This window comes from Streptomyces sp. NBC_00386, from assembly GCF_036063235.1.
In the GTDB taxonomy this organism is placed as follows: domain Bacteria; phylum Actinomycetota; class Actinomycetes; order Streptomycetales; family Streptomycetaceae; genus Streptomyces.
In genome coordinates, this window is record NZ_CP107950.1 from 7,185,436 (window position 1) to 7,208,434 (window position 22,999).

Here is a 22,999-nt window from a genome sequence, read left to right on the forward strand (position 1 = left end):
CTCCTACGAGAAATCAGGGGTGCTGCGAAGGCTTCGGTGGGCGCGGGGCCGTCGCCCCGGGTGCGCGAAGGGGGGTGCATCGGATAGCAAGGGCCTATGGCGGTCCTCGTCGCGCTCGGCGCGTTCCTGATGACGCTGGTCGGCGGCTGGACGGCGCAGCGGGTGACCGACCGCCGTCATCTGGTGCTCGGCCTGGCCGGGGGCCTGATGCTCGGGGTGGTCGGCCTCGACCTGCTGCCGGAGGCGCTGGCCGCGGCGGGCACCGAGGTGTTCGGCGTACCGGCGGCGCTGCTCCTGTTCGTGGGCGGCTTCCTGCTGGCCCATCTGGTCGAACGGCTCCTCGCCCACCGCCAGGCCGCGCACGGCGGCGAGGAGCACGACGGACGCGCGCCCGAGGTGGGCCTCACCGCGGCCGGTGCCATGGTCGGCCACAGTGCGATGGACGGCGTCGCGATCGGCGCCGCCTTCCAGGTCGGCGGGGGCATGGGACTCGCGGTGTCCCTCGCGGTGATCGCCCACGACTTCGCGGACGGCTTCAACACCTACACGATCGCGAGCCTGTACGGGAACGCCCGGCGCAAGGCCCTGCTCATGCTGTACGCGGACGCGGCGGCCCCCATGATCGGCGCCGCCTCGACGCTCTTCTTCACCATCCCCGAGCCGCTGCTCGGCGGCTACCTCGGACTCTTCGGCGGCGTACTCCTCTACCTCGCCGCCGCCGAGATCCTCCCGGAGGCACACCACGAGCACCCCGCCCGTTCGACCCTGCTGTGCACGGTCGCGGGCGTGGCCTTCATCTGGCTGGTGGTGGGCCTCGCGGGCTGAGCCCGCACGGTCCGCCGGGTCCGGCGCGAACGCCGCCGGGCGGGCGCGTTCCGCCGAGCGCGGCGCGGGCGCCGCAGGGACGGTGAGGTCCTCCGGGCGCGCCGCGGGTGCCGCCGGGTGGGCGCGGGTCACAGTTTTCCGCCGCGTGTCCCGTCGCGGCGAGCGGGCGCGATGAGCGTCGAGAGGTACGGGAGCGGCTCCCCGCCGAGCTCGGCGGCCGGACGGATCGACTCGTCCTCCAGACCGAGCGCCGACCCCCAGACGGCGTCGTCGATCCGCCCGCTGTCCCGCAGCGCCTCGGCCACCTCGGCGGCCTGCCGCCCGAACTTGTACGCCACCACCGTGCCGGGCCCGTTCAGCGCGTCCTTGAGCACGGCCGCCCCCGCGGTCACCGGGACGAGCGTGAGCGGCTCGGTCCCCTCGGTGAGAACGGCCCCCGACCGTGCGGCGAGGTCCTGCATCGCGGTGATGCCCGGCACGGTCTCCACGACCGTGCCGGGAACCAGCTCCCCGATCGTGTGGGCGAGATAGGTGAAGGTCGAGTACACGTTGGGGTCGCCGATGGTGGCGAAGGCGACCGTGGCGTGCCGGCCGAGAAGGTCGGCGACCCGTGCGCCGGCGGCGTCCCAGGCTGCTTCGCGCCGGCCCCGGTCGCTCCGCTCGTTGAGGGCGAACACCACCCGGAGGACCTTCTCCCCGGGCACGTAGTGCAGGACGGTCGCCTCGGCCCGTCCCCGCTCGCCCGTGTCCATCACGGGGACGACGACGACGTCCGCGGCGCGCAGGGCGTTGACCCCCTTGACGGTCACCAGCTCCGGGTCGCCGGGGCCGACCCCGACCCCGATCAGCTTGCTGCTCATGACGTCAGGCACCTCTCGACGAACCGACGGGCGACACCGGGCTCGGACGCCCAGTGCGTGTGCAGATAACTCGCGTGCACGCCGTGCTGCACGAAACCTTCGACGCGCCGCTCGGGGGCGCGCACCCCCCAGGCGGGAGACGCCCCGGCGCCCGGCTCCACGACGGTCCGGTGGAACTCGTGCCCGCGCATCCGGGTGCCGGCCACGGCGAGCACGCTGTCGCTGACCGCCACCGCGTCCCGGTAGCCGAGGGTGAGCCGCTCGTGCATCCGGGCCTTCGCGTCGATGACCCCGCACATGGGCTGCCCGTCGAGTTCCCGGGCCAGATACAGCAGTCCGGCGCACTCGGCCGCGACCGGCGCACCGCCGAACGCGAGCTCGGCCACGGCCTTGCGCAGCGGCTCGTTGGCGGACAGCTGGGGCGCGTACATCTCGGGAAACCCGCCGCCGATGACCAACCCGCCCGTCCCCTCGGGCAGTTGCTCGTCCCGGAGCGGATCGAAGGTGACGACCTCGGCTCCGGCGGCGGTGAGCAGCTCGGCGTGCTCGGCGTAGGAGAAGGTGAACGCCTCCCCTCCGGCGACAGCCACGACGGGCGCCCTCTGCCCGGCCGAGCGGGTCGGGTGGTCGTGGGTGGGCGACTCGACGGCCTCGGCCGCGTCCCAGGCCGCGCCCGACAACGCACCGGCACTGCGCGCCAGCGCCGCCAGCGCGTCCAGGTCGCACCCTTCGGCGACCTGTGCCGCCATCGCCGCGACGGCCGAGACGGCCTCCGCCCGCCGCTCGGCCACCGGCACAAGACCGAGGTGCCGCGACGGCGTGTCCACCTGCGGCGCCCGCCGCAGCACCCCCAGCACCGGCACCCCGGAAGCGTCCAGCGCCTCACGGAGCATGGCCTCGTGCCGCTCGGATCCCACCTTGTTGAGGATCACCCCCGCGACCCGCACCTCGGGGTCCCAGGAGGCGAACCCGTGCACCAGCGCGGCCACGGACCGCGACTGCGAGGACGCGTCGACGACCAGCACCACCGGCGCCCGCAGCAGCTTCGCCACCTGCGCCGTGGACGCGAGTTCCCCCTCGCCCGCGGCACCGTCGTACAGCCCCATCACGCCTTCGACGACCGCGAGATCGCACCCGCGCGCCCCGTGCGCGAACAACGGCCCGATCAGCTCCGCGCCGCACAGGTAGGCGTCGAGATTGCGTCCCACGCGCCCGGTGGCGAGCGCGTGGTACCCGGGGTCGATGTAGTCGGGCCCCACCTTGTGCGGGGACACGGCGAGCCCCCGCGCGGCGAAGGCCGCCATCAGCCCCGTGGCGACGGTGGTCTTGCCGCTGCCCGAGGAGGGCGCGGCGATGACGAGCCGGGGAACGGAGGACATCACCACTCGATGCCTCTCTGGCCCTTCTGGCCGGTGTCCATCGGATGCTTGACCTTGGACATGTCGGTCACGAGGTCGGCGAGGTCGACCAGCTTCCCGGGGGCGTTGCGGCCGGTGATCACCACGTGCTGGGTGCCCGGACGGTCCCGCAGCACCGCGACGACCTCGTCGGTGTCGATCCAGCCCCAGTGCATCGGGTACGCGAACTCGTCGAGCACGTACAGCTTGTACGTCTCGGCGGCGAGGTCCCGCTTGACCTGCTCCCAGCCCTCGCGGGCCTTCTCCTCGTTGTCCATCTGGGCGTCGCGCTGGACCCAGGACCAGCCCTCGCCCATCTTGTGCCAGTCGACGTTGCCGCCCTCGCCGGAGGCCCCGAGCACCCGCAACGCGTTCTCCTCGCCGACCTTCCACTTCGCCGACTTGACGAACTGGAACACCCCGATGGGCCACCCCTGGTTCCAGGCGCGCAGCGCGAGCCCGAACGCGGCGGTGGACTTGCCCTTGCCGATCCCCGTGTGCACGACGACCAGCGGCCGGTTACGACGCTGACGGGTCGTCAGGCCGTCGTCCGGTACGACACTCGGCTGCCCCTGCGGCATTACGCGGCCCTCCTCGAAGTCCCCTGCACATCCCTGACCAGACCGGCGATGGAATCGGCCCGCAGCTCGTCCAGGGTCACCGGCGTGCCGCCCAGTTCCCCCGCGAGCTGCCCCGCGAGCCCGAGCCGTACCGGCCCCGTCTCGCAGTCGACGACCACCGACGCGACCCCGCCGGCCGCGAACAGCCGTGCAGCGCGCCCGGCCGTCGCGACCGGCTCCGGCCCGCCCGTGGCCCGTCCGTCGGTCACCACGACGACCAGCGGCCGTCGCGCGGAGTCCCGCAGCCGCTCGACGCGCAGCACCTCGTGCGCCCGCAGCAGCCCGGCCGCGAGCGGCGTCCGGCCGCCCGTCGGCAGCGACTCCAGCCGGGACGCGGCGGCGTCCACCGAGGAGGTGGGCGGCAGCGCGACCTCGGCGGCCGAACCGCGGAAGGTCACCAGGCCCACCTTGTCCCGCCGCTGGTAGGCGTCGAGCAGCAGCGACAGCACGGCGCCCTTGACGGCGCCCATCCGCTGCCGTGCCGCCATCGACCCGGAGGCGTCCACCACGAACAGCACGAGGTTGCCCTCACGGCCCTCGCGCGTCGCCTGGCGCAGATCGTCCCGCCGTACGACCAGACCGCGGCCCGACCGGCCGCGCGCCAGCTGGTGCGGGGCGGCGGCCTGCACGGTCGCCGCCAGGTGCAGCTTGGTGAGCGCCCCGCGGGGCCGCCTCGACCCGGTCGTGCGGCCGTGCTCGGTCCGCGCGCGCGAACGCCGCCCGGCCGCGCCCTCGCCGAGTCCGGGCACGCTCAGCACCTTCGTGCGGAACGGCTCGGCGGCCCGTACGGGCGACTGCTCGCCGGCGCCCTGCCCGGCCGGGGCCTGCCCGTCGTCCGACGGCTCGCCCTGCGCCGGGACGTCACCGGCGGGGGAGCCGTCGTCCGGCCCGTCCTGAGGCGGCTGCCCGCCCCCGCCGGGCCCGTCCGGATCCGGGTCCGGGTCGTCGTCGGAGGGACCCTCGCCGGAGGTGTCGTCCGAGCCCGCGAACTCCTCCAGCGTCTCGTCGAGCTTGTCCTCGTCGATCCCGGGCGCGTCGAACGGGTTGCGCCGCCGCCGGTGCGGCAGCGCGAGCAGCGCCGCCTGCCGCACGTCCTCGGCGATCACCTCGGTGCGTCCCGCCCACGCGGCCAGCGCCGTCGCGGTCCGGGCCATCACGATGTCGGCGCGCATGCCGTCCACCTCGAAGGCCGCGCAGGTCGCCGCGATCTGCCGCAGCGGCCCGTCGCCGAGGCGCACGGAGGGCAGCAGCGCGCGGGCCGCCACGATCCGGGCCCGCACGGCGGCCTCCTCGTCGGCCCAGCGCGCGGCGAAGCCGGCCGGGTCGTCGTCGTAGGCGAGCCTGCGCCGCACGACCTCGACCCGCTGATCGGGCTCCCGTGAGGCGGACACCTCGACGGTCAGCCCGAACCGGTCGAGCAACTGCGGCCGCAGCTCGCCCTCTTCGGGGTTCATGGTCCCGACGAGCAGGAACCGCGCGGCATGCCGTACGGAGACACCCTCGCGTTCCACGTACGAGGCGCCCATCGCGGCCGCGTCCAGCAGCAGGTCGACCAAGTGGTCGTGCAGCAGGTTCACTTCGTCGACGTAGAGGATCCCGCGGTGTGCGTCCGCCAGCAGGCCCGGCTCGAAGGCCTTCACGCCCTCCGCGAGCGCCCGCTCGATGTCGAGGGCGCCCACCAGCCGGTCCTCGGACGCGCCGACGGGCAACTCGACCATACGGGACGGGCGTTGCGCTCCGGCCGCCGCCTCGTGCGGCCCGTCCGGGCACGCCGGGTCGGGAGCGGCCGGGTCGCACGAGAAACGGCACCCGGGTACGACGGCGACCTCCGGCAGCAGCGCCGAAAGGGCGCGCACCGCCGTCGACTTGGCGGTGCCCTTCTCGCCGCGCACCAGCACACCGCCCACGGCGGGCGACACGGCATTCAGCAGCAGCGCGAGCCGCAGGTCGTCCTGGCCGACAACAGCCGTGAACGGGAACGGGGTACTCACTGGTCGTCGCCCTCCAAGTCGCCTTCGAGCTCCAGATAGGTGGCGCGCAGCCGCTCCAGCGTGTCCGCGTCCGGCTCCGCCCACAGCCCCCGGTCCGCCGCCTCCAGCAGCCGCTCCGTGATGCCGCGCAGGGCCCACGGGTTGGACTTCTTCATGAAGTCCCGGTTCTCCGCGTCGAAGACGTACTCCGCGCTGAGCTTCTCGTACATCCAGTCGTCCACGACCCCGGCCGTGGCGTCGTAGCCGAAGAGGTAGTCGACGGTCGCCGCCATCTCGAAGGCGCCCTTGTAGCCGTGCCGGCGCATCGCGGCCATCCAGCGCGGGTTGACCACCCGGGCGCGGAAGACGCGGTGCGTCTCCTCGCCCAGCGTGCGGGTCTTGACCTGGTCGGGGACGGCCGAGTCACCGACGTACGCCTCGGGGCTGGTGCCCGTCAGATGGCGGACCATCGCGACCATGCCGCCGTGGTACTGGAAGTAGTCGTCGGCGTCGACGAGGTCGTGTTCGCGTGTGTCGACGTTCTTCGCCGCGACCGCGATGCGCCTGAACGCCGTCTCCATGTCCCCGCGCGCGGCCCGTCCGTCGAGCCCGCGCCCGTAGGCGTAGCCGCCCCAGACGGCGTACACCTCGGCGAGGTCGGCGTCGGAGCGCCAGTTGCGGGCGTCGATCAGCGGCAGCAGACCGGCGCCGTACGCGCCCGGCTTGGAGCCGAAGATACGGGCGGTCGCGCGCCGCCGGTCGCCGTGCTCGGCGGTGTCCTCGTCGGCGTGCTTGCGCACGTAGTTCCGGTCGGCGGGCTCGTCCAGCTCGGCGACCGCGCGCACCGCGTCGTCGAGCAGACCGACGACGTGCGGGAAGGCGTCCCGGAAGAAGCCGGAGATGCGGACCGTGACGTCGATGCGCGGGCGGCCGAGTTCGGCCGGCGGGACGATCTCGAAGCCGGTGACCCGGCGCGAGGCGTCGTCCCACACCGGACGGCAGCCGAGCAGCGCGAGGATCTCCGCGATGTCGTCGCCCTGGGTGCGCATGGCGGACGTGCCCCACACCGTCAGCCCGACGGACGTCGGGTAGGTGCCGGTGTCCTGGAGGTAGCGCTGCACGAGCGAGTCCGCGAGCGACTGGCCGACCTCCCAACTCAGCCGGGAAGGAATGGCTTTGGGATCGACCGAGTAGAAGTTGCGGCCGGTCGGCAGGACGTTGACGAGCCCGCGCGTCGGCGAGCCCGACGGACCCGCCGGGACGTAACCGCCGTTCAGCGCCTTGAGGATGTGCCCGATCTCGTCCGTCGTACGGGCCAGCCGCGGCACCACCTCGCGGCAGGCGAACTCCAGCACCGCGACGGCGTCGGGGAGTTCGGTGCCCAGCACCTCGCGCACGAGCGCGGGCACGGCGGCCGTGTCCCAGCCCCGCTCCTCCATGCCAAGGGCCGCCCGGCGGCACAGCTGCTCCAGCAGGTCGATCGCGTCGGCCGCCGTACGGGCCGGACCCTCCACGAGCTCGCTCAGCTCGGCCGGCACCTTCACCGGAGCACCCGGTTCGGCCAGCAACTCCTTCTCCACCAGGCCGAAGTACTCGGCGAGACAGGCGCGCAGACCGGGCAGCGCGTTCGCCGCGCCGCCCCACACCTGCGAGGCGCGCAGCACGGCGAGCACGAGGTTCACCCGCGGCTCGGCCTCCGGGCCGCCGCCCAGGATGTGCAGGCCGTCGCGGATCTGCACGTCCTTGATCTCGCAGAGGTAGCCGTCGATGTGCATGACGAAGGAGTCGAAGTCGCCGTCGTCCGGCTGCTCGTCGACGTGCAGGTCGTGATGGAGCTCGGCCGCCTTGACCAGCGTCCAGATCTGCGCGCGGACGGCCGGGGCCTTCGTCGGGTCCAGGTCGGACACGAGCGCGTACTCGTCCAGGAGCTGTTCGAGCTTGGCGAGGTCCCCGTAGGTGTCCGCGCGGGCCATCGGCGGTACGAGGTGGTCGACCACGGTGGCGTGCCCGCGCCGCTTGGCCTGCGTGCCCTCACCGGGGTCGTTGACGATGAACGGGTAGACCAGGGGGAGTTCACCGAGGACGGCGTCGGGCGCGCAGCCGCCGCTGAGCCCGAGTCCCTTGCCCGGCAGCCACTCCATGGTGCCGTGCTTGCCCATGTGCACGACCGCGTCCGCGCCGAAACTGTTCTCCAGCCAGCGGTAGGCGGCCATGTAGTGGTGCGAGGGTGGCATGTCGGGGTCGTGGTAGATCGCGATCGGGTTCTCGCCGAAGCCGCGCGGAGGCTGGATCATCACGACGACGTTCCCGAACTCCAGGCAGGCCAGCACGATGTCGTCGCCGTCGACGTAGAGGGAGCCCGGCGGCTCGCCCCAGGCCTCCAGCATGCCCTCGCGCAGCGCGGGGTCGAGCGTCTCGAACCAGGCCAGGTAGTCGGCGAGCGGCACCCGCGCGGGGGCGGCGGCGAGCTGCTCCTCGGTCAGCCACTCCACGTCGTGACCGCCGGCCGCGATCAACCGGTGGATCAACTCGTCGCCGTTGTCCGGGTATTCGGTGAGGGCGTAGCCCGCGTCCCGGAGCGCGTCGAGCACCCGTACGGCGGAAGCGGGTGTGTCGAGACCGACCGCGTTGCCGACCCGCGAGTGCTTGGTCGGATAGGCGGTGAAGACGATCCCGAGCTTTTTCTCCGCGTTCGGCTTGTGCTTCAACAGGGCGTGCCGCAGGGCGATTCCGGCTACCCGCGCGGCCCGCTCGGGGTCGGCGACGTACACCGGGACGTCGTCCGGACCCTGCTCCTTGAAGGAGAACGGCACCGTGATGAGACGGCCGTCGAACTCCGGGATCGCGACCTGCATCGCCGCGTCCATGGGGGACAGGGCCGCGTCCGAGGCGTCCCAGGCGCTCTTCGACGAGGTCAGGCAGAGCCCCTGGAGGACGGGGATGTCGAGGTCGGCGAGCGCCCCGATGTCCCAGGCCTCCTCGTCGCCGCCCGCGGACGCCTCGGAGGCGTGGGTGCCGCCCGCCGCGAGGACGGTGGCGACGAGCGCGTCGGCCCGGCCGAGGATCTCGTACAGCCCCGGGTCGGCTCCGCGCAGCGAACCGCAGTACACGGCGAGGGCGTTGGCGCCGCGTGCCTCGATCGCGTCGCACAGCGTGTCCACGAAGGCGGTGTTCCCGGACAGCTCGTGCGCCCGGTAGAACAGCACGCCGACCGTCGGCCGGCCCTCGACGAAGGCGCGCTCGCCGTGGACGCCGAACTCCGCCGACTTCCGCGGCTCCTCGAAGCCCTCGCCCGTGAGCAGCACGGTGTCCGAGAGGAAGCGGGCCAGCTCGGCGAGGTTGGCCGGACCGCCCTCGACGAGATAGCGCAGCGCCTCCGCGACGACACCCGCGGGCACCGACGACTCGGCCATCAGCTCGGCGTCCGGGACGGACTCGCCGCCCAGCAGCACGGTCGGGATCCCGGACGCCTTCAGGAAGGCCAGCCCGTCCTCCCAGGCCCGCTTGCCGCCGAGCAGCCGCACGACGGCCAGGTCCGCGCCCTCGACGAGCGCGGGGAGTTCGCCCGTGACGTCCACCCGGGTCGGATTGCCGATCCGGTAACCGGCGCCACTGGCGCGGGCCGCCAGCAGATCCGTGTCGGCGGTCGACAACAACAACACTGTGCTCATACGGGTGCTCCCGGTGGAATGAAGGGCAGTCCTTGCGGCGCGCCGGACTCGATGAGCCGCCACAGCGCGTCCGTGTCCGCGTGTTCCTCGATCAGGTCGCCGAGCAGGTCGAGCTGCTCCTCGCGCAGCGCCGCGAACGACGTGCCCGGGGCCGGTACGAAGCGACGGCCCGCGGCGGCGGCCACCTCGCGCAGGAAGGCCCGCCGGAAACCGTCCGACTCAAGTGATCCGTGCCAGTGCGTGCCCCAGACGGCGCCGACCCGGCACCCGTCCAGGCTGTGTCCCTGGTCATCGGAGAAGAACGCCTCGCCGCCGGTGACTTCGGCGACGCCGTGATGGATCTCGTACCCCTCGACATGTTCGCCGAGGGCCTCGCCGACCGGCCGCGTCAGCGTCTTCTCCCGCGCGAACCGCACGCGTACGGGCAGGAGTCCGAGCCCGTCGACATGACCGGCGCGCGACTCGACCTCGTCCTCGATGTGCTGTCCGAGGATCTGGTAGCCACCGCAGATGCCGAGCACGGGACGCCCTTCGGCGGCCCGGCGCGCGATCGCCTCCGCGAGACCGCGCTCGCGCAGCCACGCGAGTGCCTTCACCGTGCCCCGGGTCCCGGGCACGATGACGAGATCCGCGTCGGCCAGCTCCTCGGCCCGGTCCACGAACCGCACGACGACACCCGGTTCGGCGGCCAGCGCGTCCACGTCGGTGAAGTTGGACATCAGCGGGACCGCGCAGACGGCGACCCGCAGGATGTCCTCGCCGACGGGGGAGGAGACGGCCGACTCGCGGACGGCCCCGCGCAGCGAGACGCGCAGGCCGTCCTCCTCGTCGATGCCGAGTCCGTGCCGGAAGGGCAGGACGCCGTAGGAGCGCCGCCCGGTCAGGCCGTGCAGCATGTCGAGACCGGGCTCCAGCAGACTGACGTCGCCCCGGAACTTGTTGACGAGGAACCCGGCGACGAGCGCCTGGTCCTCGGGCGACAGCAGCGCGACCGTCCCGAAGAACGAGGCGAACACCCCGCCCCGGTCGATGTCGCCGACGACGAGCACGGGAAGCCCCGCGTTCCGCGCCACCTCCATGTTGACGATGTCGGTGCGCCGCAGATTGATCTCGGCCGGGCTGCCGGCTCCCTCACAGATCACCGCGTCATACGTGCCCCGCAACTGAGCCAGACAGTCGAGGACGGTCGCCAGGAGTGCTTCCTGGCGTCCCCCGCGCAGCCTGTCCCCGGCGGACGCGGCGGACGCTTCGGCCGACGGCGGCCGCTCCGAGGGTCCGGCCGTTCCGAAGAACCCGCGCGCGCTCATCTCGCCCACCGGTCTGCCCATCAGGACGACCTGACTGGTGCGGTCGCCGCCCGGCTTGAGGAGCACGGGATTCATCAGCGCGGTCGGCTCCACGCGGGCGGCCTGCGCCTGCATGGCCTGCGCCCGCCCGATCTCGGCGCCCTCGCGCGTCACGAACGAGTTCAGTGACATGTTCTGCGCCTTGAAGGGCGCGACCTTGACGCCCTGGCGCGCCAGCCACCGGCAGATCCCGGCGGTCACGACACTCTTGCCGGCGTCCGAGGTGGTTCCGGCGATCAGCAGCCCGCCGCTCATGCGGTGCGTCCCTTCCTGGTGGCCGGAACCCGTCCGGTTCCGGTGAGCAGAATCCGGCCGGCGGCGCTCACGCCGAGCGCGAGCCAGCCGACGCGCCGGGAGAGCCGTACGGCCCGTTCGATGTCGTGGACGTGGACGGCGCGCCCCGCGCCGTTGAGCACGGGCCGGTGCTCGACGCGTCCGCCGTACGAGAGGGTGCCGCCGAGCCGCACACCGAGCGCGCCCGCGAACGAGGCCTCCACGGGCCCGGCGTTGGGGCTCGGATGCTTGCGGGCATCCGCGCGCCAGGCGCGTACGGCACCGCGCGGGTCGGATCCGGCCACGGCCGCGAGGACGGCGGTCAGCCGGGCTCCGGGCCAGCCGGCGACGTCGTCGAGCCGGGCGGAGGCCCAGCCGTAGCGCCGGTGGCGGGGGGACTTGTGTCCGACCATCGCGTCGAGCGTGTTCACGGCGCGGAAGGCGACAAGTCCCGGCACACCGCCGACGGCGCCCCAGACCAAGGCGCCCACGACGGCGTCGGAGGTGTTCTCGGCGACGGACTCGACGACGGCGCGCGCGACGCCGTCGGCGTCCAGCGCCTGCGGATCGCGTCCGCACAGGTGCGGCAGCCGCTCCCGGGCCGCGTCGAGATCACCGGCCGCGAGCGCGCCGCCGACCGCCCGCGCCTCGCGGCCGAGGGAGGTTCCCCCGACGACGGCCCAGGTGGCGGCGGCGGTCAGGGCGACGGAGGCGGTACGTGAGCCGCGTACGCAATGGCTCGCGAGCGCGGCGAGTCCGGTGGCACCGCCGACGCAGACGGCGGTGTGCAGGGCGCCCCACCCGCGGTGGTCCCGCCACAGTGTCCGCTCCACGACCGCGGCGGCCCGCCCGAACGCGGCGACCGGATGCCCTCGGCGGGGATCGCCGAGCAGCAGGTCGCCGAGGAGGCCGGCGGCGGCGCCGTACGCGAAGACGCGATCGGCACGCACGGGGTCAGCCGGCCGTGGGGTGGAGCGGAACCCTCGTACTCAGCGAAACGGGCAACGGGCAGCCGCGCATGGCGATATGTCCTCACTCAGGGTGTCCACGCCCTGGTTCGACGAGACCGGCGGTGAGAGTTCCTGGCTCCCGGGGAGTTTCTTCCCCGATGACAGTGGCGGGACCGCGCCGGATTCGCACCGGCTTCCTCTCATGCCGCCGTACTTGGCTCCGGCAGTCCACCACGGGGTGAGAACGGCCGTCAACTGGCTGTTGACCTGCGGAGGGACAGTGTGCGCAGGCCCACATACGCGTGGGGGCGGGACGGCATACGCGTGGGGTGCGGGACGGTGATCCGTCCCGCACCCCACGCGCGGTACCGCTCGGCGCAGCCCGGTTCCGGGCGGCGCCTGCCGGGCTACTTGGTGATGATCAGGGAGATGCCGTACGCCACCGCCGCGGCGCAGGCCGCGAAGCAGACGTACGCGCCGGTGGCCGCCGCGACCGCGGATCCGCCCTGGGCGGACTCCTTCTTGGAGAGGCCGGCTACGCCGAGGGTGAAGAGGGCGACGAGGGCCACGGTCACTCCGAGGCTGACCCCGAAGACGGACCCGAGGGCTGACCAGTCGATGCTCATGCTGTTTCTTCCTTCGGTTCTCAGGCCACTCGGGACGGCGCCGACGGGTTCGCCGCGGGCTCGGCCGGAGCCGGGATGGTGGCCGTGAGGCCTTCGGCCACGGTGCCGGCCGGGGGCGGGGTGACGGCGGCGATGGCCGTGGTCACCACACCGGCGGGCTCCTCGGTGTCGTTCACGTTGTTGTGGTCGATCACCTCGCGGCGCGAGCGGCGCCAGATCGCGAAGCTCGAACCGACCAGGAACACGGCGACCAGCGTGGTGCCCCAGGCGCCGAAACCGGTCACCCATTCGGCGAGCGCGCCGACCAGGGCGGCGGCGGGCAGCGTGAGGATCCAGGCGACGACCATCCGCTTGGCGGTGGACCAGCGGACCACACCGCCCTTGCGGCCGAGGCCCGCGCCCATCACGGAGCCGGAGACCGAGTGCGTGGTGGAGAGGGAGAAACCGATGTGCGAGGAGGCCAGGATGACCGTCGCCGCGCTGGTCTGGGCGGCGAAGCCCTGCTGCGGCTGGAGGTCGGTCAGGCCCTTGCCCATCGTGCGGATGATGCGCCAGCCGCCCAGGTAGGTGCCGAGCGCGATGGCCAGACCGGCGGAGAGGATGACCCAGACCGGCGGGTCGGAGTCGGGAGCGACGGCGCCACCGGCGACCAGGGCCAGGGTGATGATGCCCATCGTCTTCTGCGCGTCGTTGGTGCCGTGGGCCAGCGAGACCAGGCCCGCGGAGGCTATCTGGCCGGCGCGGTAGCCCTTCTTGGTGGCCTTGGTGTCGGCGTTGCCACTGAGCTTGTACGACAGCCGGGTGGCGAACATCGCGGCCAGACCGGCGACGATCGGGGCAGCGACGGCGGGCAGGAGCACCTTGCCGACCAGGACGTCCCCGTGCACGGCGCCGGTACCGGCGGAGGCGATGGTGGCGCCGACCAGGCCGCCCATGAGGGCGTGCGAGGAGCTGGACGGGAGTCCGACGAGCCACGTCACCAGGTTCCAGAGGATCGCGCCGACGAGGGCGGCGAAGATCACTTCTGGCTGGATGCCGGATTCATCGACGAGGCCTTTGGAGATCGTGTTGGCGACCTCCACCGAGAGGAAGGCGCCGACAAGGTTGAGGGCGGCGGACATGGCCACCGCGACCTTGGGCTTGAGTGCGCCGGTCGAGATGGTGGTGGCCATCGCGTTGGCGGTGTCGTGGAAACCGTTCGTGAAATCGAACACGAGAGCGGTGACGATCACGATTCCGAGGAGGAGCGTGATGTGTTCCATTTACCCAGGCTTCTGTTGGACGTCAGTGGCAGGGGGACCGTAGGCAACCTGGGTGAACGGAAGATGAACTGAGTCGGACTTGACGGTGTCCTGAACAGTGGATCGTCATTCCGCTTACGTCGATGGGCGGCTCGCCAGGTTCGAACGGATGCGGAATTCCGTACTCCGCTTGGGGTCGGAGCTCGTGGTGGACCGTCCCGGTCGGGGCGGGTTTGAGCGGTGAGATCCCCGTCACCCGCAGGCTGTAGCCGTGGTCACAGCGCCCGGAAGCCCGAAAGGGTCACTCTGTGGATGGAGTCCGAGTCCAGTCGGGCCGTAGCGGCCCGGCCACGGGGTGTGATCCGCGGCAAATGCCCGACCGGGGCAGCGTGGGCGCTCCCTCGGTGTGATGTGATGCAAATCACATACAACCGTGTGCTGTTGGCGGCCCGCGGTCGCCCCGAAGCCCGCTCGCGCGGGGTGCGTGGAAAGCGGTGCCTGGCAGGATCGCGTCATGACTGAGCCGCACCGGGACGCACGGGTCGGGCACGAACACGCACGGACGACGGCCGAGGCCCACGAGCGCGACGAGCGCGACGGGCCGGACGCGCGGGACACCCTCCGGCGGGCCTGGGACGAACTGGTCTCCACGGCCCGGCGCACGGTCACCGACGGGCTGGTCGTCGGCACCTCCGGCAACGTCTCCGTCCGCGTCAAAGACACCGTCCTGGTCACGCCCACGGGCGTGCCCTACGACCGGCTGACGCACGACGACATCGTCGGCGTCGGCCTCGACGGCCGGCAGGTGCTCGGATCGCTGCGCCCGACCAGCGAACTGCCGATGCATCTCGCGGTCTACCGCGCGACCGAGGCGCGGGCCGTCGTCCACACCCACGCACCGCACGCGACGGCCGTCTCGCTCCTCGTCCCCGAACTCCCGCTGATCCACTACATGGCGGCGGCCCTGGGCGGCCCGGTCCGCGTCGCCCCCTACGCGGCCTACGGAACACCGGAACTGGCCGAGAACACCCTCCGGGCCCTGGCCGGCCGCACCGCCTGCCTCCTGCGGAACCACGGCACCATCGCGTACGGAGACTCGCTGGACCAGGCGTACGACCGCACGGCCCAGCTGGAATGGATGTGCCGCGTCTGGCTCCTGTCCTCCTCGGTCCCCGGGCTCGCGCCCGCCCTGCTCTCGCCGGACCAGCTCGCGGAGGCGGGGGAGCGGCTGCGGGGGTACGGCCAGCAGGAGTGAGGCCCCGCCGCAGCGCCGCCCGGCGCGGGGTCCGGTGAGTACCGGACGCGGGGTTCCGATGAGCGCCGGCCGTCACCCCTGGAGGCGCTCCCGCTGGCCGATGGCCGGGTCCCCCGGGAAACTGGTCGGGTGCGCACCCTAAGAGCCACGGCAGCGGCCGTCACCGTAGCCATAGCCGCGGGCGTGGCCTCCGTGGCGGCGGGCCGGTTCGCCAGCGACGCCGCGCTGAAGACGAGGCCGGGCAAACCTCTGCCCACCGAGCCCCGGCTCACCGTGCACGCCACGACGGCGGGCGGAATCACCCTGACCCGGGCCCTCGCGTCCCGGCGTCCGGGAACCTACGGCCTCGCGGGCGACGGCTCCCACGCGGTCGTCGGCCCCCTCCAGAACTCGGTGCCCCACACCGCCGACACCGTCGTACGCAGCCTGGAACGCGTCACGCACGGGTCCCTGGAGCGCGGCGACAAGGTGTGGCTCACCCCGAACCTGTACGTCGGCGACCCCGGGTCCGCCCTCGGACTCGAACACGCCGACGTCGACGTGCCCGGCGAACTCGGCGCCCTGCCCGCCTGGTTCGTGCCCGCGGTCCGCGACACCTGGATCATCACCGTCCACGGCCTGGGCGCCACCCGGGAACACCCCATGAACCTGATGGGGTTCCTGAACAGCCGGCACTTCCCCGTCCTCGACCTCGCCTACCGGGGCGACCTCGGGGCACCCCGACCGCCCGACGGCCTGAACCACCTCGGCGAGACCGAGTGGCGCGACCTCGACGCGGCCATCCGGTACGCCGTGCGGTTCGGTGCCGAGCGGGTCGTCCTGTACGGCTGGTCCACGGGCGCCACGATGGCCCTGCGCGCGGCCGCCCACTCCGCGCTGCGCGAGCGGATCTCCGGGCTCGTCCTCGACTCCCCTGTCCTCGACTGGGAGACGACGCTGCGCGCTCTCGCCGGCGCCCGCCACACCCCGCGTTTCCTGCTGCCGCTCGCGGTGCGCGCCGCACAGGGGCGCACCGGCGTACGCGGAGACCGCATCGCGCACGCCGCGCACCCCGACCAGGTCAAGGTGCCGACCCTGCTCGTGCACGGCCCGGACGACCGCATCGCCCCCTGGGGCGCCTCCCGGCGCCTCGCCGCGAGCAGGCCCGACCTGGTCACCCTGAACACCGTCCCGAACGCCCCGCACGGCGCCATGTGGAACGCCGACCCGGCGAGCTACGAGGAAGCCCTGCGCCGCTTCCTCACCCCCCTGATGTGAGCCACGGCGCGCGGCGCCCCCGGTCCCGGCCCAGTCCGGCGGGGAGGCCGGGCCTCGGTCCCGGCGGGCCGGCCCTTGGCCCCGGGGAGGCCGTCGGGTGGGCGGGCCGGGGGCTTCCGTCCCGGGCCGTCCGGTGGGGGAGGCCCGGCCTCGGGCCGGGCTCGGGTCGGGCTCGGGTCGGGCTCCGCGTGAGGCGTCGTGGTGGGCGTGACGATGTGCTTCCGGTTCGGTTCCGGGTAACTCCGCGCGGCGTTCCTACCCGCGTGCCGGGCACCCCGAGAGGGCCCCGCTCCCATCGCCCCGTGGCCTGCGACGGCATTCCGTTTGGGTTTTCGGACTGTCAACCGCAAGACTGCACCCGTGACGTCCCGTAACCCGCGCGACTCCAGGCTCCGACTCGTCAGCCCCCGGTCCCTCGCGACCGCTCCCCGAGCGGTGACCCAGCGCCGCCCCCGCCGCCCCGCACCGCGGCCGCCGGAAGGCACACCGCCGCCCGCGGAACTCGCCCGCATGGCGCGCACCGGCCTGTCCGACGCGGCCCGCGTGGCGCGCTGGGCCGACGCCGCCCTGCGCCCGGGGCGCGACACCGCCAGCCCCGACGGCAAGGGCACCCTCTCCGACGCCACCGCCGAGCGGGCCGCCGCGGATCTCGGACTGACCCCGCTCCAGGTCCGCGCCGACTGGGACACCGCACGCCTGGCCGGCCTCATCGAGGTGCACGGCGACGACGCCCGCCCGGGCTGGCGGCTGCGCGCCTGGAGCCGCGACGACAGCGCCGTCCTGCGCGGCTGGGTCGCCCTCTTCGACGCCTGGTCCCTCGCCTACCCCGAGCCGCTGGACCGCGAGCCCGCGGCCGTCGCCGAGGTCGTCTCCGCGATGCCCCAGGTGCTGTCCTTCCTCCAGCTCTCCGCCGGGCCCGTCCCCGTGGACCAGCTCCTCGACCTTCTCGGGCAGCGCGTCACGGAACTGCGCACCGAGCGCTGCGAGATCTCCTACGGCCCCGAGCCCGGGACCGAGCCCGCCCCGGAGCCCGCCGAGGTCCCGGACGCCCCCCTCGCCCCGCTCCTCGAATGGGCCCTCCAGGCCCTCGCCTCCGTCGGCGCGCTGACCTACGGCGAAGGACAGGCCACCCTCACCGCGCTCGGCAGCTGGGCGGTCTGGGTCAAGCTGGAGCAGATCTGCGTCGCTGCGCAGAGCCCCGCCGGCAACATCGAGCAGTCCGCCGAGGACATGCTCCGCGGCTGCGCCCAGCTCCGCCCCAACGCCGCCCGCGCCGAGTACCGTGCCTGGCTCGCCGCCCGCCCGGTCGGCGGCGCCGTCACCGAACTCATCGCCGCGGCCCGCGGCGAGGACGCCCTCACCCGCGGCCTCGCCTTCGAGGCACTGCGCGTCGTCGGCGCCCCCGCCGAGCCGGACGTACGCGCCGTGGTCGAGGAGACCCCACTGCGCCCCTACGCCCTGCTGTGGCTCGCCGAGCACGACGGCTACGACCCCGAGGACGCCCACGAGGTCCTCACCCGCGCCGAGTCCACCTGGCTGTGGGTCGACACCGCGGCAGCCGTCGCCGACCACGGTGAGGCCCCGCTCCTGGTCCGCCACCTGGAGTCCGCGGTGCAGCCCACCGTGCCCGCGCTCCTCGACGAGGTGCGGGCCGTCGGGCACCCGCGCACGGTGCAGGTGCTGGTCGCGCTCGCCGCCGCCCACCCGGACCCGGCGCTCGCCAAGGCCGTACGCAGGGCCGCCTTCCAGGTGCACACCGGGGGGAGCTGACCGGGGGCCGGCCGGGAACCGCCGCCGGCCGGATCCCGGAGCGGTCCTGCGCGCCGTCCTACGCGCCTATCTCCGGGGCGTAGGTGCCGAAGCTCCAGATGTTGCCCTCGATATCGCGGGCCATGTAGTCCCGCGAGCCGTAGTCCTGGTCGGTCGGGGCCATCAGGATCTCGGCGCCGTGGTCCACGGCCCGCTGGTGGTGTGCGTCGACGTCGTCCACGACGATGTACACCCCGCACGGGCCCGCGCTCTTCATCGCCTCGTCGAAGCGTCCGCCGCGGCCCTTGGAGCCGAGCATCACCGCGCCGTTGCCCTGTACCAGCTCGGCGTGCATCACCGAGCCGTCCTCACCCTCGTAGACCGCCAGCTCGGTGAAGCCGAAGACCTCCGTGAGCTGCCTGATCGCCGCCTTCGCGTCGGCGTACAGCATCGAGGGGTAGATGCTCGGGCGCCCGTCGCTCGTGCCAGCCATACCGATCACTCCGTCTCGTCACGAACTGCCGGATTCCGATCCGCCGCCCAGTCTGGCACCGGCCACTGACAACGCCCCGCGGCCCGGAACCGGACCCACCCCCGGCGGACCGGACCGCCGTACCGGACCGCCGTACCGCCCGCTCACCGGAACGTGTTGCACTGCGCCATGTCGCCGCTGGTGAAGCCCTGGTAGAACCACCGCTGCCGCTGCTTGGCCGACCCGTGCGTCCAGGTTTCCGGGGTCACCCGGCCCTGGTACCTCTCCTGGATCCGGTCGTCACCGACGGCCGCCGCCGCGTCCAGGCCGTCGCGGATGTCGGTGTCCGTCAGCGCGGTCAGCAACGGTCTGCCCGCCGACGAGGACGGCGTGGTGGTCGCGTTCCGCGCCCACACCCCCGCGTAGCAGTCGGCCTGGAGCTCCACCCTCACCGAGTTGCTGTTCGCGCCGGTCACACCGTCCTGCGACCGGGCCGGCGTTCCCGTCAGGTTCTGCACGTGATGCCCGTATTCGTGCGCCACCACGTACGCCTGCGCGAAGGGTCCGCCGCCGGAGCCGAACTTGGTCCGGAGATCGTCGAAGAAACCGAGGTCCAGATAGACCTTGCGGTCCACGGGACAGTAGAAGGGCCCGACGGACGACGTGGCGGTGCCGCACCCGGTGTTCACCCGGCCGCTGAAGACCACCGTCGGGGCGCGGGTGTAGGTGCCGCCCCTGCGCGCGAACTCCCGGGTCCAGTAGGCCTGAATGCTGTTGACCACCGCCACGGTCCGGCAGTCCTCCCGGGCGTTGGCGTCCCGCCCCTTCAGGCAGGTCCGCTGCACCTGGGCGAGGGAGGAGGCGGTGGCTCCGGGCTCGTCGCCGCCGGAGGTGAGCCCGAGCCGGTCGGGACCCACCCCGAAGAGCAGTCCGAGGACCAGGGCGATCAGACCGGCGAGCCCACCACCGATGGTCGCCCTGCCGCCGGGGATGCGACTGCCGCGTACGTCCTGGACCTCGGAGGTGTCCAGGTCGACGTCGTCGTCGAACTGCATGAGCACACCACTTTCGTCGCTCCGTGGCGCCATCCTCGTACGCTCCCGGACCCCCGGCCCCGGCCCGCGGTCCGAACGGGCGACACCCGGCGTCAGCCGCCGGCCCCGGCCGGTCCAGGCGTCCGGAGCATCCCGGAAGGGGGCGAGCATCACAGTGCGCACCGGAAAAGTGGTTGCACGGCCCCGTTAGACTTGGCCCATGGCCATTCTCCTCGCGCATTAGACGGCGGGAACGCCTCAGCCGCCCACCCCGCCACTCCCCATCGCTCTGGAGTCTGTCCGTGATCTCCGCCTCCGGTATCGAGCTGCGCGCCGGCGCCCGCATCCTCATCGAGTCCGCGACCTTCCGCATCACGAAGGGTGACCGCATCGGCCTGGTCGGCCGCAACGGCGCGGGCAAGACGACCCTCACCAAGGTCCTCGCGGGCGAGGGCCAGCCCGCCGGCGGAACCGTCGCCCGCTCCGGCGAGGTCGGTTACCTTCCGCAGGACCCGCGCACCGGCGACCTCGACGTCCTCGCCCGCGACCGCGTCCTGTCCGCCCGCGGCCTGGACGTGCTGATCCGCAAGATGCGCGAGAACGAACAGCGCATCGCCAACGGCGCGGGCGCCACCCGCGAGAAGGCCATGCGGCAGTACGAGCGCCAGGAGACGGAGTTCCTCACCAAGGGCGGGTATTCCGCCGAGGCCGAGGCCGCCACCATCGCCGCCGCGCTCAACCTGCCCGACCGGGTGCTCGGCCAGCCCCTGCACACGCTCTCCGGTGGTCAGCGCCGCCGTATCGAGCTGGCGCGCATCCTCTTCTCGGACGCCGACACCCTGCTGCTCGACGAGCCGACGAACCACCTCGACGCCGACTCGATCGTCTGGCTGCGCGACTACCTGAAGACCTACCGCGGCGGCTTCATCGTGATCTCCCACGATGTCGACCTCGTCGAGACGGTCGTCAACAAGGTGTTCTACCTGGACGCCAACCGCGCCCAGATCGACGTCTACAACATGGGCTGGAAGCTCTACCAGCAGCAGCGCGAGGCCGACGAGAAGCGCCGCAAGCGCGAGCGCCAGAACGCCGAGAAGAAGGCCGCGGCGCTGAACGCGCAGGCCGACAAGATGCGGGCCAAGGCCACCAAGACGGTCGCCGCCCAGAACATGGCCAAGCGCGCGGACCGGCTGCTCGCCGGCCTGGACGCCGTCCGTGTCTCCGACAAGGTCGCCAAGCTGCGCTTCCCCGAGCCCTCGCCCTGCGGCAAGACCCCGCTCATGGCGGAGGGCCTGTCGAAGTCGTACGGCTCCCTGGAGATCTTCACCGATGTCGACCTGGCCATCGACAAGGGATCCCGCGTCGTCATCCTCGGCCTGAACGGCGCCGGCAAGACGACCCTTCTGCGCCTGCTCGGCGGCGCCGAGAAGCCCGACACCGGAGAGGTCATCGAGGGCCACGGCCTCAAGCTCGGCTACTACGCCCAGGAGCACGAGACCCTCGACCCCGAGCGCACGGTCCTGGAGAACATGCGCTCCGCCGCCCCCGACCTGGATCTGGTCGAGGTCCGCAAGACGCTCGGCTCGTTCCTCTTCTCCGGCGACGACGTCGACAAGCCGGCCGGGGTGCTCTCCGGCGGCGAGAAGACCCGGCTCGCGCTCGCGACCCTCGTCGTCTCGTCCGCGAACGTCCTGCTCCTCGACGAGCCGACGAACAACCTCGACCCGGCCAGCCGCGAGGAGATCCTCGGCGCGCTGCGCACCTACAAGGGCGCCGTCGTCCTCGTCACCCACGACGAGGGCGCCGTCGAGGCGCTCCAGCCGGAGCGGATCATCCTGCTCCCGGACGGTGTCGAGGACCTGTGGGGCGCCGACTACGCCGACCTGGTGGCCCTCGCCTGAGTCCCGCACGGCCTCCCGCAGGGGGTGCGCGCCGCTTGATCGATTGACTGATCCACCGCGTATGGATCATTCGGCCGATCCGTGATCCACCATCTGTGTGAGATCTCCTCGTACCGGGGTGTGTCGTACACCGATTTCACGGCCGAGTCCTTTGTTCCCAAGGGCTCGGCCGTCTTGCGTCGCTGACCAGGTACTTCTCGGCGGAACCCGTTCGGCTGTACGGGCCGCGCCACCCGGAATCCTTGATTCCACTCGTGGGGACGGGCTCCTGTCGTCAAAACCTTGTCTTACGGACCTTGCCGAATGGGTGGCCATGACGCCCGAAAGGGGTGATCATGAGAGTCCAGAGCGCACTTCCCATGAGGAGGACCGGGTGGCCGAGACTCTGAAGAAGGGCAGCCGGGTTACCGGCGCCGCGCGCGACAAGCTCGCGGCAGACCTGAAGAAGAAGTACGACTCCGGTGCGAGCATTCGAGCGCTGGCCGAAGAGACCGGCCGCTCGTATGGCTTCGTGCACCGGATGCTCAGCGAGTCGGGCGTCACGCTCCGAGGGCGTGGCGGTGCGACGCGGGGCAAGAAGGCCGCCTCGGCCTGAGGCCGGGCGTCCCCATCGGCTTCGGTGGTGACCACCCGGTCGGTCGGGTGACCGACCGGGTGGTTACTGTGCAGTCACTTAGGTGCGTTCCTCGTGTCTTCGCGAGGTGCGCGTCTGATCCGACCGCACCCATCGGAGGCACCCCATGGCTTCGCTCGACAAGGATCTCGACCCGGTACTCGACCAGGACGGCGTACGGCTCACCGTCGACGGCGCGATCGCCACGGTGACGCTGACCAATCCGGCCAAGCGCAATGCCCAGAGTCCTGCTCTCTGGCGGGCCTTGACGCAGGCCGGGCGGTCACTGCCGGGCTCCGTCCGGGTGGTCGTCCTGCGTGCCGAGGGCCAGTCCTTCTCCGCGGGGCTCGACCGGCAGGCGTTCACGCCCGCGGGTTTCGACGGGGAACCGTCGTTCATCGACCTCGCGCGCGGTTCCGACGCCGAGCTCGACGCGACCATCGCCGAGTACCAGGAGGCGTTCACCTGGTGGCGGCGCAGCGACATCGTGTCCATCGCCGCCGTGCAGGGGCACGCCATCGGCGCGGGGTTCCAGCTCGCGCTCGCCTGTGACCTGCGCGTCGTCGCCGACGACGTGCAGTTCGCCATGCGCGAGACCAGCCTCGGCCTGGTGCCCGACCTCACGGGCACGCACCCGCTGGTCGGTCTCGTGGGGTACGCCCGCGCGCTCGAGATCTGCGCCACGGGCCGCTTCGTCCTGGCCGAGGAGGCCGAGCGCACCGGGCTCGCCAACCTCGCCGTGCCCGGCGAGCAGCTCGACGCCGCGGTCGGCGACCTGGCCGCGGCGCTGCTGGCCGCGCCGCGGGACGCCGTGATCGAGACGAAGGCGCTGCTGCGCGGGGCCCAGGAACGCTCGTACGAGGAGCAGCGCTCCGCCGAGCGTGCGTCCCAGGCCCGCAGGCTCCGCGACCTCGCGGGCGCGGGCGACTAGGCCTCCGG

The 22,999-nt window shown here is 72.9% G+C and carries 18 protein-coding genes and 1 riboswitch; of the genes, 7 read left to right on the plus strand and 11 right to left on the minus strand.

What is annotated here, in order from left to right; genetic code table 11:
• The first annotated feature begins 96 nt into the window (after positions 1-96).
• Positions 97-825 (plus strand): ZIP family metal transporter, encoded by a 729-nt coding sequence (locus tag OG780_RS31520; RefSeq protein WP_326788545.1) that lies wholly within the window; start codon positions 97-99, stop codon positions 823-825.
• Between the two features lie 128 nt (positions 826-953).
• Here OG780_RS31520 and cobI read toward each other — a convergent pair whose 3' ends face one another.
• The 9 genes from cobI to OG780_RS31565 form a co-directional block, all read right to left on the minus strand.
• The gene (cobI, locus tag OG780_RS31525) at positions 954-1,685 is read right to left on the minus strand and encodes a precorrin-2 C(20)-methyltransferase (RefSeq protein ID WP_328453891.1); all 732 of its coding nucleotides are present in this window, start codon (positions 1,683-1,685) and stop codon (positions 954-956) included.
• On the minus strand, positions 1,682-3,064 hold the full coding sequence (locus OG780_RS31530) for a cobyrinate a,c-diamide synthase (RefSeq protein WP_328453893.1): 1,383 nt from the start codon (positions 3,062-3,064) through the stop codon (positions 1,682-1,684). Before OG780_RS31530 ends, cobI begins: the two co-directional genes overlap by 4 nt.
• On the minus strand, positions 3,064-3,663 hold the full coding sequence (gene cobO, locus OG780_RS31535; protein ID WP_328453895.1) for a cob(I)yrinic acid a,c-diamide adenosyltransferase: 600 nt from the start codon (positions 3,661-3,663) through the stop codon (positions 3,064-3,066). The genes OG780_RS31530 and cobO overlap by 1 nt, the downstream gene beginning before the upstream one ends.
• Positions 3,663-5,693 carry a putative cobaltochelatase gene (locus OG780_RS31540; RefSeq protein WP_328453897.1) on the minus strand — a complete coding sequence of 677 codons (2,031 nt, stop codon included), beginning with the start codon at positions 5,691-5,693 and terminating at the stop codon, positions 3,663-3,665. Before OG780_RS31540 ends, cobO begins: the two co-directional genes overlap by 1 nt.
• A complete protein-coding gene (gene cobN / locus OG780_RS31545) occupies positions 5,690-9,343 on the minus strand; it encodes a cobaltochelatase subunit CobN (protein ID WP_328453899.1) in 3,654 nt (1,217 codons plus the stop codon). The genes OG780_RS31540 and cobN overlap by 4 nt, the downstream gene beginning before the upstream one ends.
• A complete protein-coding gene (locus OG780_RS31550) occupies positions 9,340-10,944 on the minus strand; it encodes a cobyric acid synthase (protein WP_328453901.1) in 1,605 nt (534 codons plus the stop codon). Before OG780_RS31550 ends, cobN begins: the two co-directional genes overlap by 4 nt.
• Positions 10,941-11,912 carry a cobalamin biosynthesis protein gene (locus tag OG780_RS31555; RefSeq protein ID WP_328453903.1) on the minus strand — a complete coding sequence of 324 codons (972 nt, stop codon included), beginning with the start codon at positions 11,910-11,912 and terminating at the stop codon, positions 10,941-10,943. Before OG780_RS31555 ends, OG780_RS31550 begins: the two co-directional genes overlap by 4 nt.
• Before the next feature lie 107 nt (positions 11,913-12,019).
• A riboswitch (cobalamin riboswitch) is annotated at positions 12,020-12,160 on the minus strand.
• 159 nt (positions 12,161-12,319) lie between these two features.
• Complete coding sequence (locus tag OG780_RS31560; protein ID WP_326788553.1) at positions 12,320-12,538, minus strand: hypothetical protein; 219 nt, start codon at positions 12,536-12,538, stop codon at positions 12,320-12,322.
• Between the two features lie 20 nt (positions 12,539-12,558).
• Positions 12,559-13,800: an inorganic phosphate transporter gene (locus tag OG780_RS31565; RefSeq protein WP_328453905.1), complete on the minus strand. Its 1,242-nt coding sequence runs from the start codon at positions 13,798-13,800 to the stop codon at positions 12,559-12,561.
• A gap of 493 nt (positions 13,801-14,293) precedes the next feature.
• On the opposite strand from OG780_RS31565, the gene OG780_RS31570 reads away from it, so the two are divergent.
• The 3 genes from OG780_RS31570 to OG780_RS31580 all read left to right on the plus strand — a co-directional run bounded on the left by OG780_RS31570 (position 14,294) and on the right by OG780_RS31580 (position 18,061).
• A complete protein-coding gene (locus OG780_RS31570) occupies positions 14,294-15,034 on the plus strand; it encodes a class II aldolase/adducin family protein (RefSeq protein WP_328453907.1) in 741 nt (246 codons plus the stop codon).
• Between the two features lie 129 nt (positions 15,035-15,163).
• A complete protein-coding gene (locus OG780_RS31575) occupies positions 15,164-16,291 on the plus strand; it encodes an alpha/beta hydrolase family protein (protein ID WP_328453909.1) in 1,128 nt (375 codons plus the stop codon).
• Between the two features lie 360 nt (positions 16,292-16,651).
• Positions 16,652-18,061: a hypothetical protein gene (locus OG780_RS31580; RefSeq protein ID WP_328453911.1), complete on the plus strand. Its 1,410-nt coding sequence runs from the start codon at positions 16,652-16,654 to the stop codon at positions 18,059-18,061.
• Positions 18,062-18,119: 58 nt separating this feature from the next.
• Here OG780_RS31580 and OG780_RS31585 read toward each other — a convergent pair whose 3' ends face one another.
• Together OG780_RS31585 and ypfJ are read right to left on the minus strand one after the other, a co-directional pair.
• The gene (locus OG780_RS31585) at positions 18,120-18,533 is read right to left on the minus strand and encodes a VOC family protein (RefSeq protein ID WP_328453913.1); all 414 of its coding nucleotides are present in this window, start codon (positions 18,531-18,533) and stop codon (positions 18,120-18,122) included.
• A gap of 143 nt (positions 18,534-18,676) precedes the next feature.
• A complete protein-coding gene (ypfJ, locus tag OG780_RS31590; RefSeq protein WP_328453915.1) occupies positions 18,677-19,567 on the minus strand; it encodes a KPN_02809 family neutral zinc metallopeptidase in 891 nt (296 codons plus the stop codon).
• A gap of 281 nt (positions 19,568-19,848) precedes the next feature.
• On the opposite strand from ypfJ, the gene OG780_RS31595 reads away from it, so the two are divergent.
• The 3 genes from OG780_RS31595 (at position 19,849) to OG780_RS31605 (ending at position 22,991) form a co-directional block, all read left to right on the plus strand.
• Complete coding sequence (locus tag OG780_RS31595; protein ID WP_328453917.1) at positions 19,849-21,447, plus strand: ABC-F family ATP-binding cassette domain-containing protein; 1,599 nt, start codon at positions 19,849-19,851, stop codon at positions 21,445-21,447.
• A gap of 373 nt (positions 21,448-21,820) precedes the next feature.
• On the plus strand, positions 21,821-22,042 hold the full coding sequence (locus tag OG780_RS31600) for a helix-turn-helix domain-containing protein (RefSeq protein ID WP_006123601.1): 222 nt from the start codon (positions 21,821-21,823) through the stop codon (positions 22,040-22,042).
• A 145-nt stretch (positions 22,043-22,187) separates the two neighbouring features.
• Positions 22,188-22,991, plus strand: coding sequence for an enoyl-CoA hydratase/isomerase family protein (locus OG780_RS31605; protein ID WP_328453918.1), 804 nt, complete (start codon positions 22,188-22,190; stop codon positions 22,989-22,991).
• Positions 22,992-22,999: the final 8 nt, after the last annotated feature.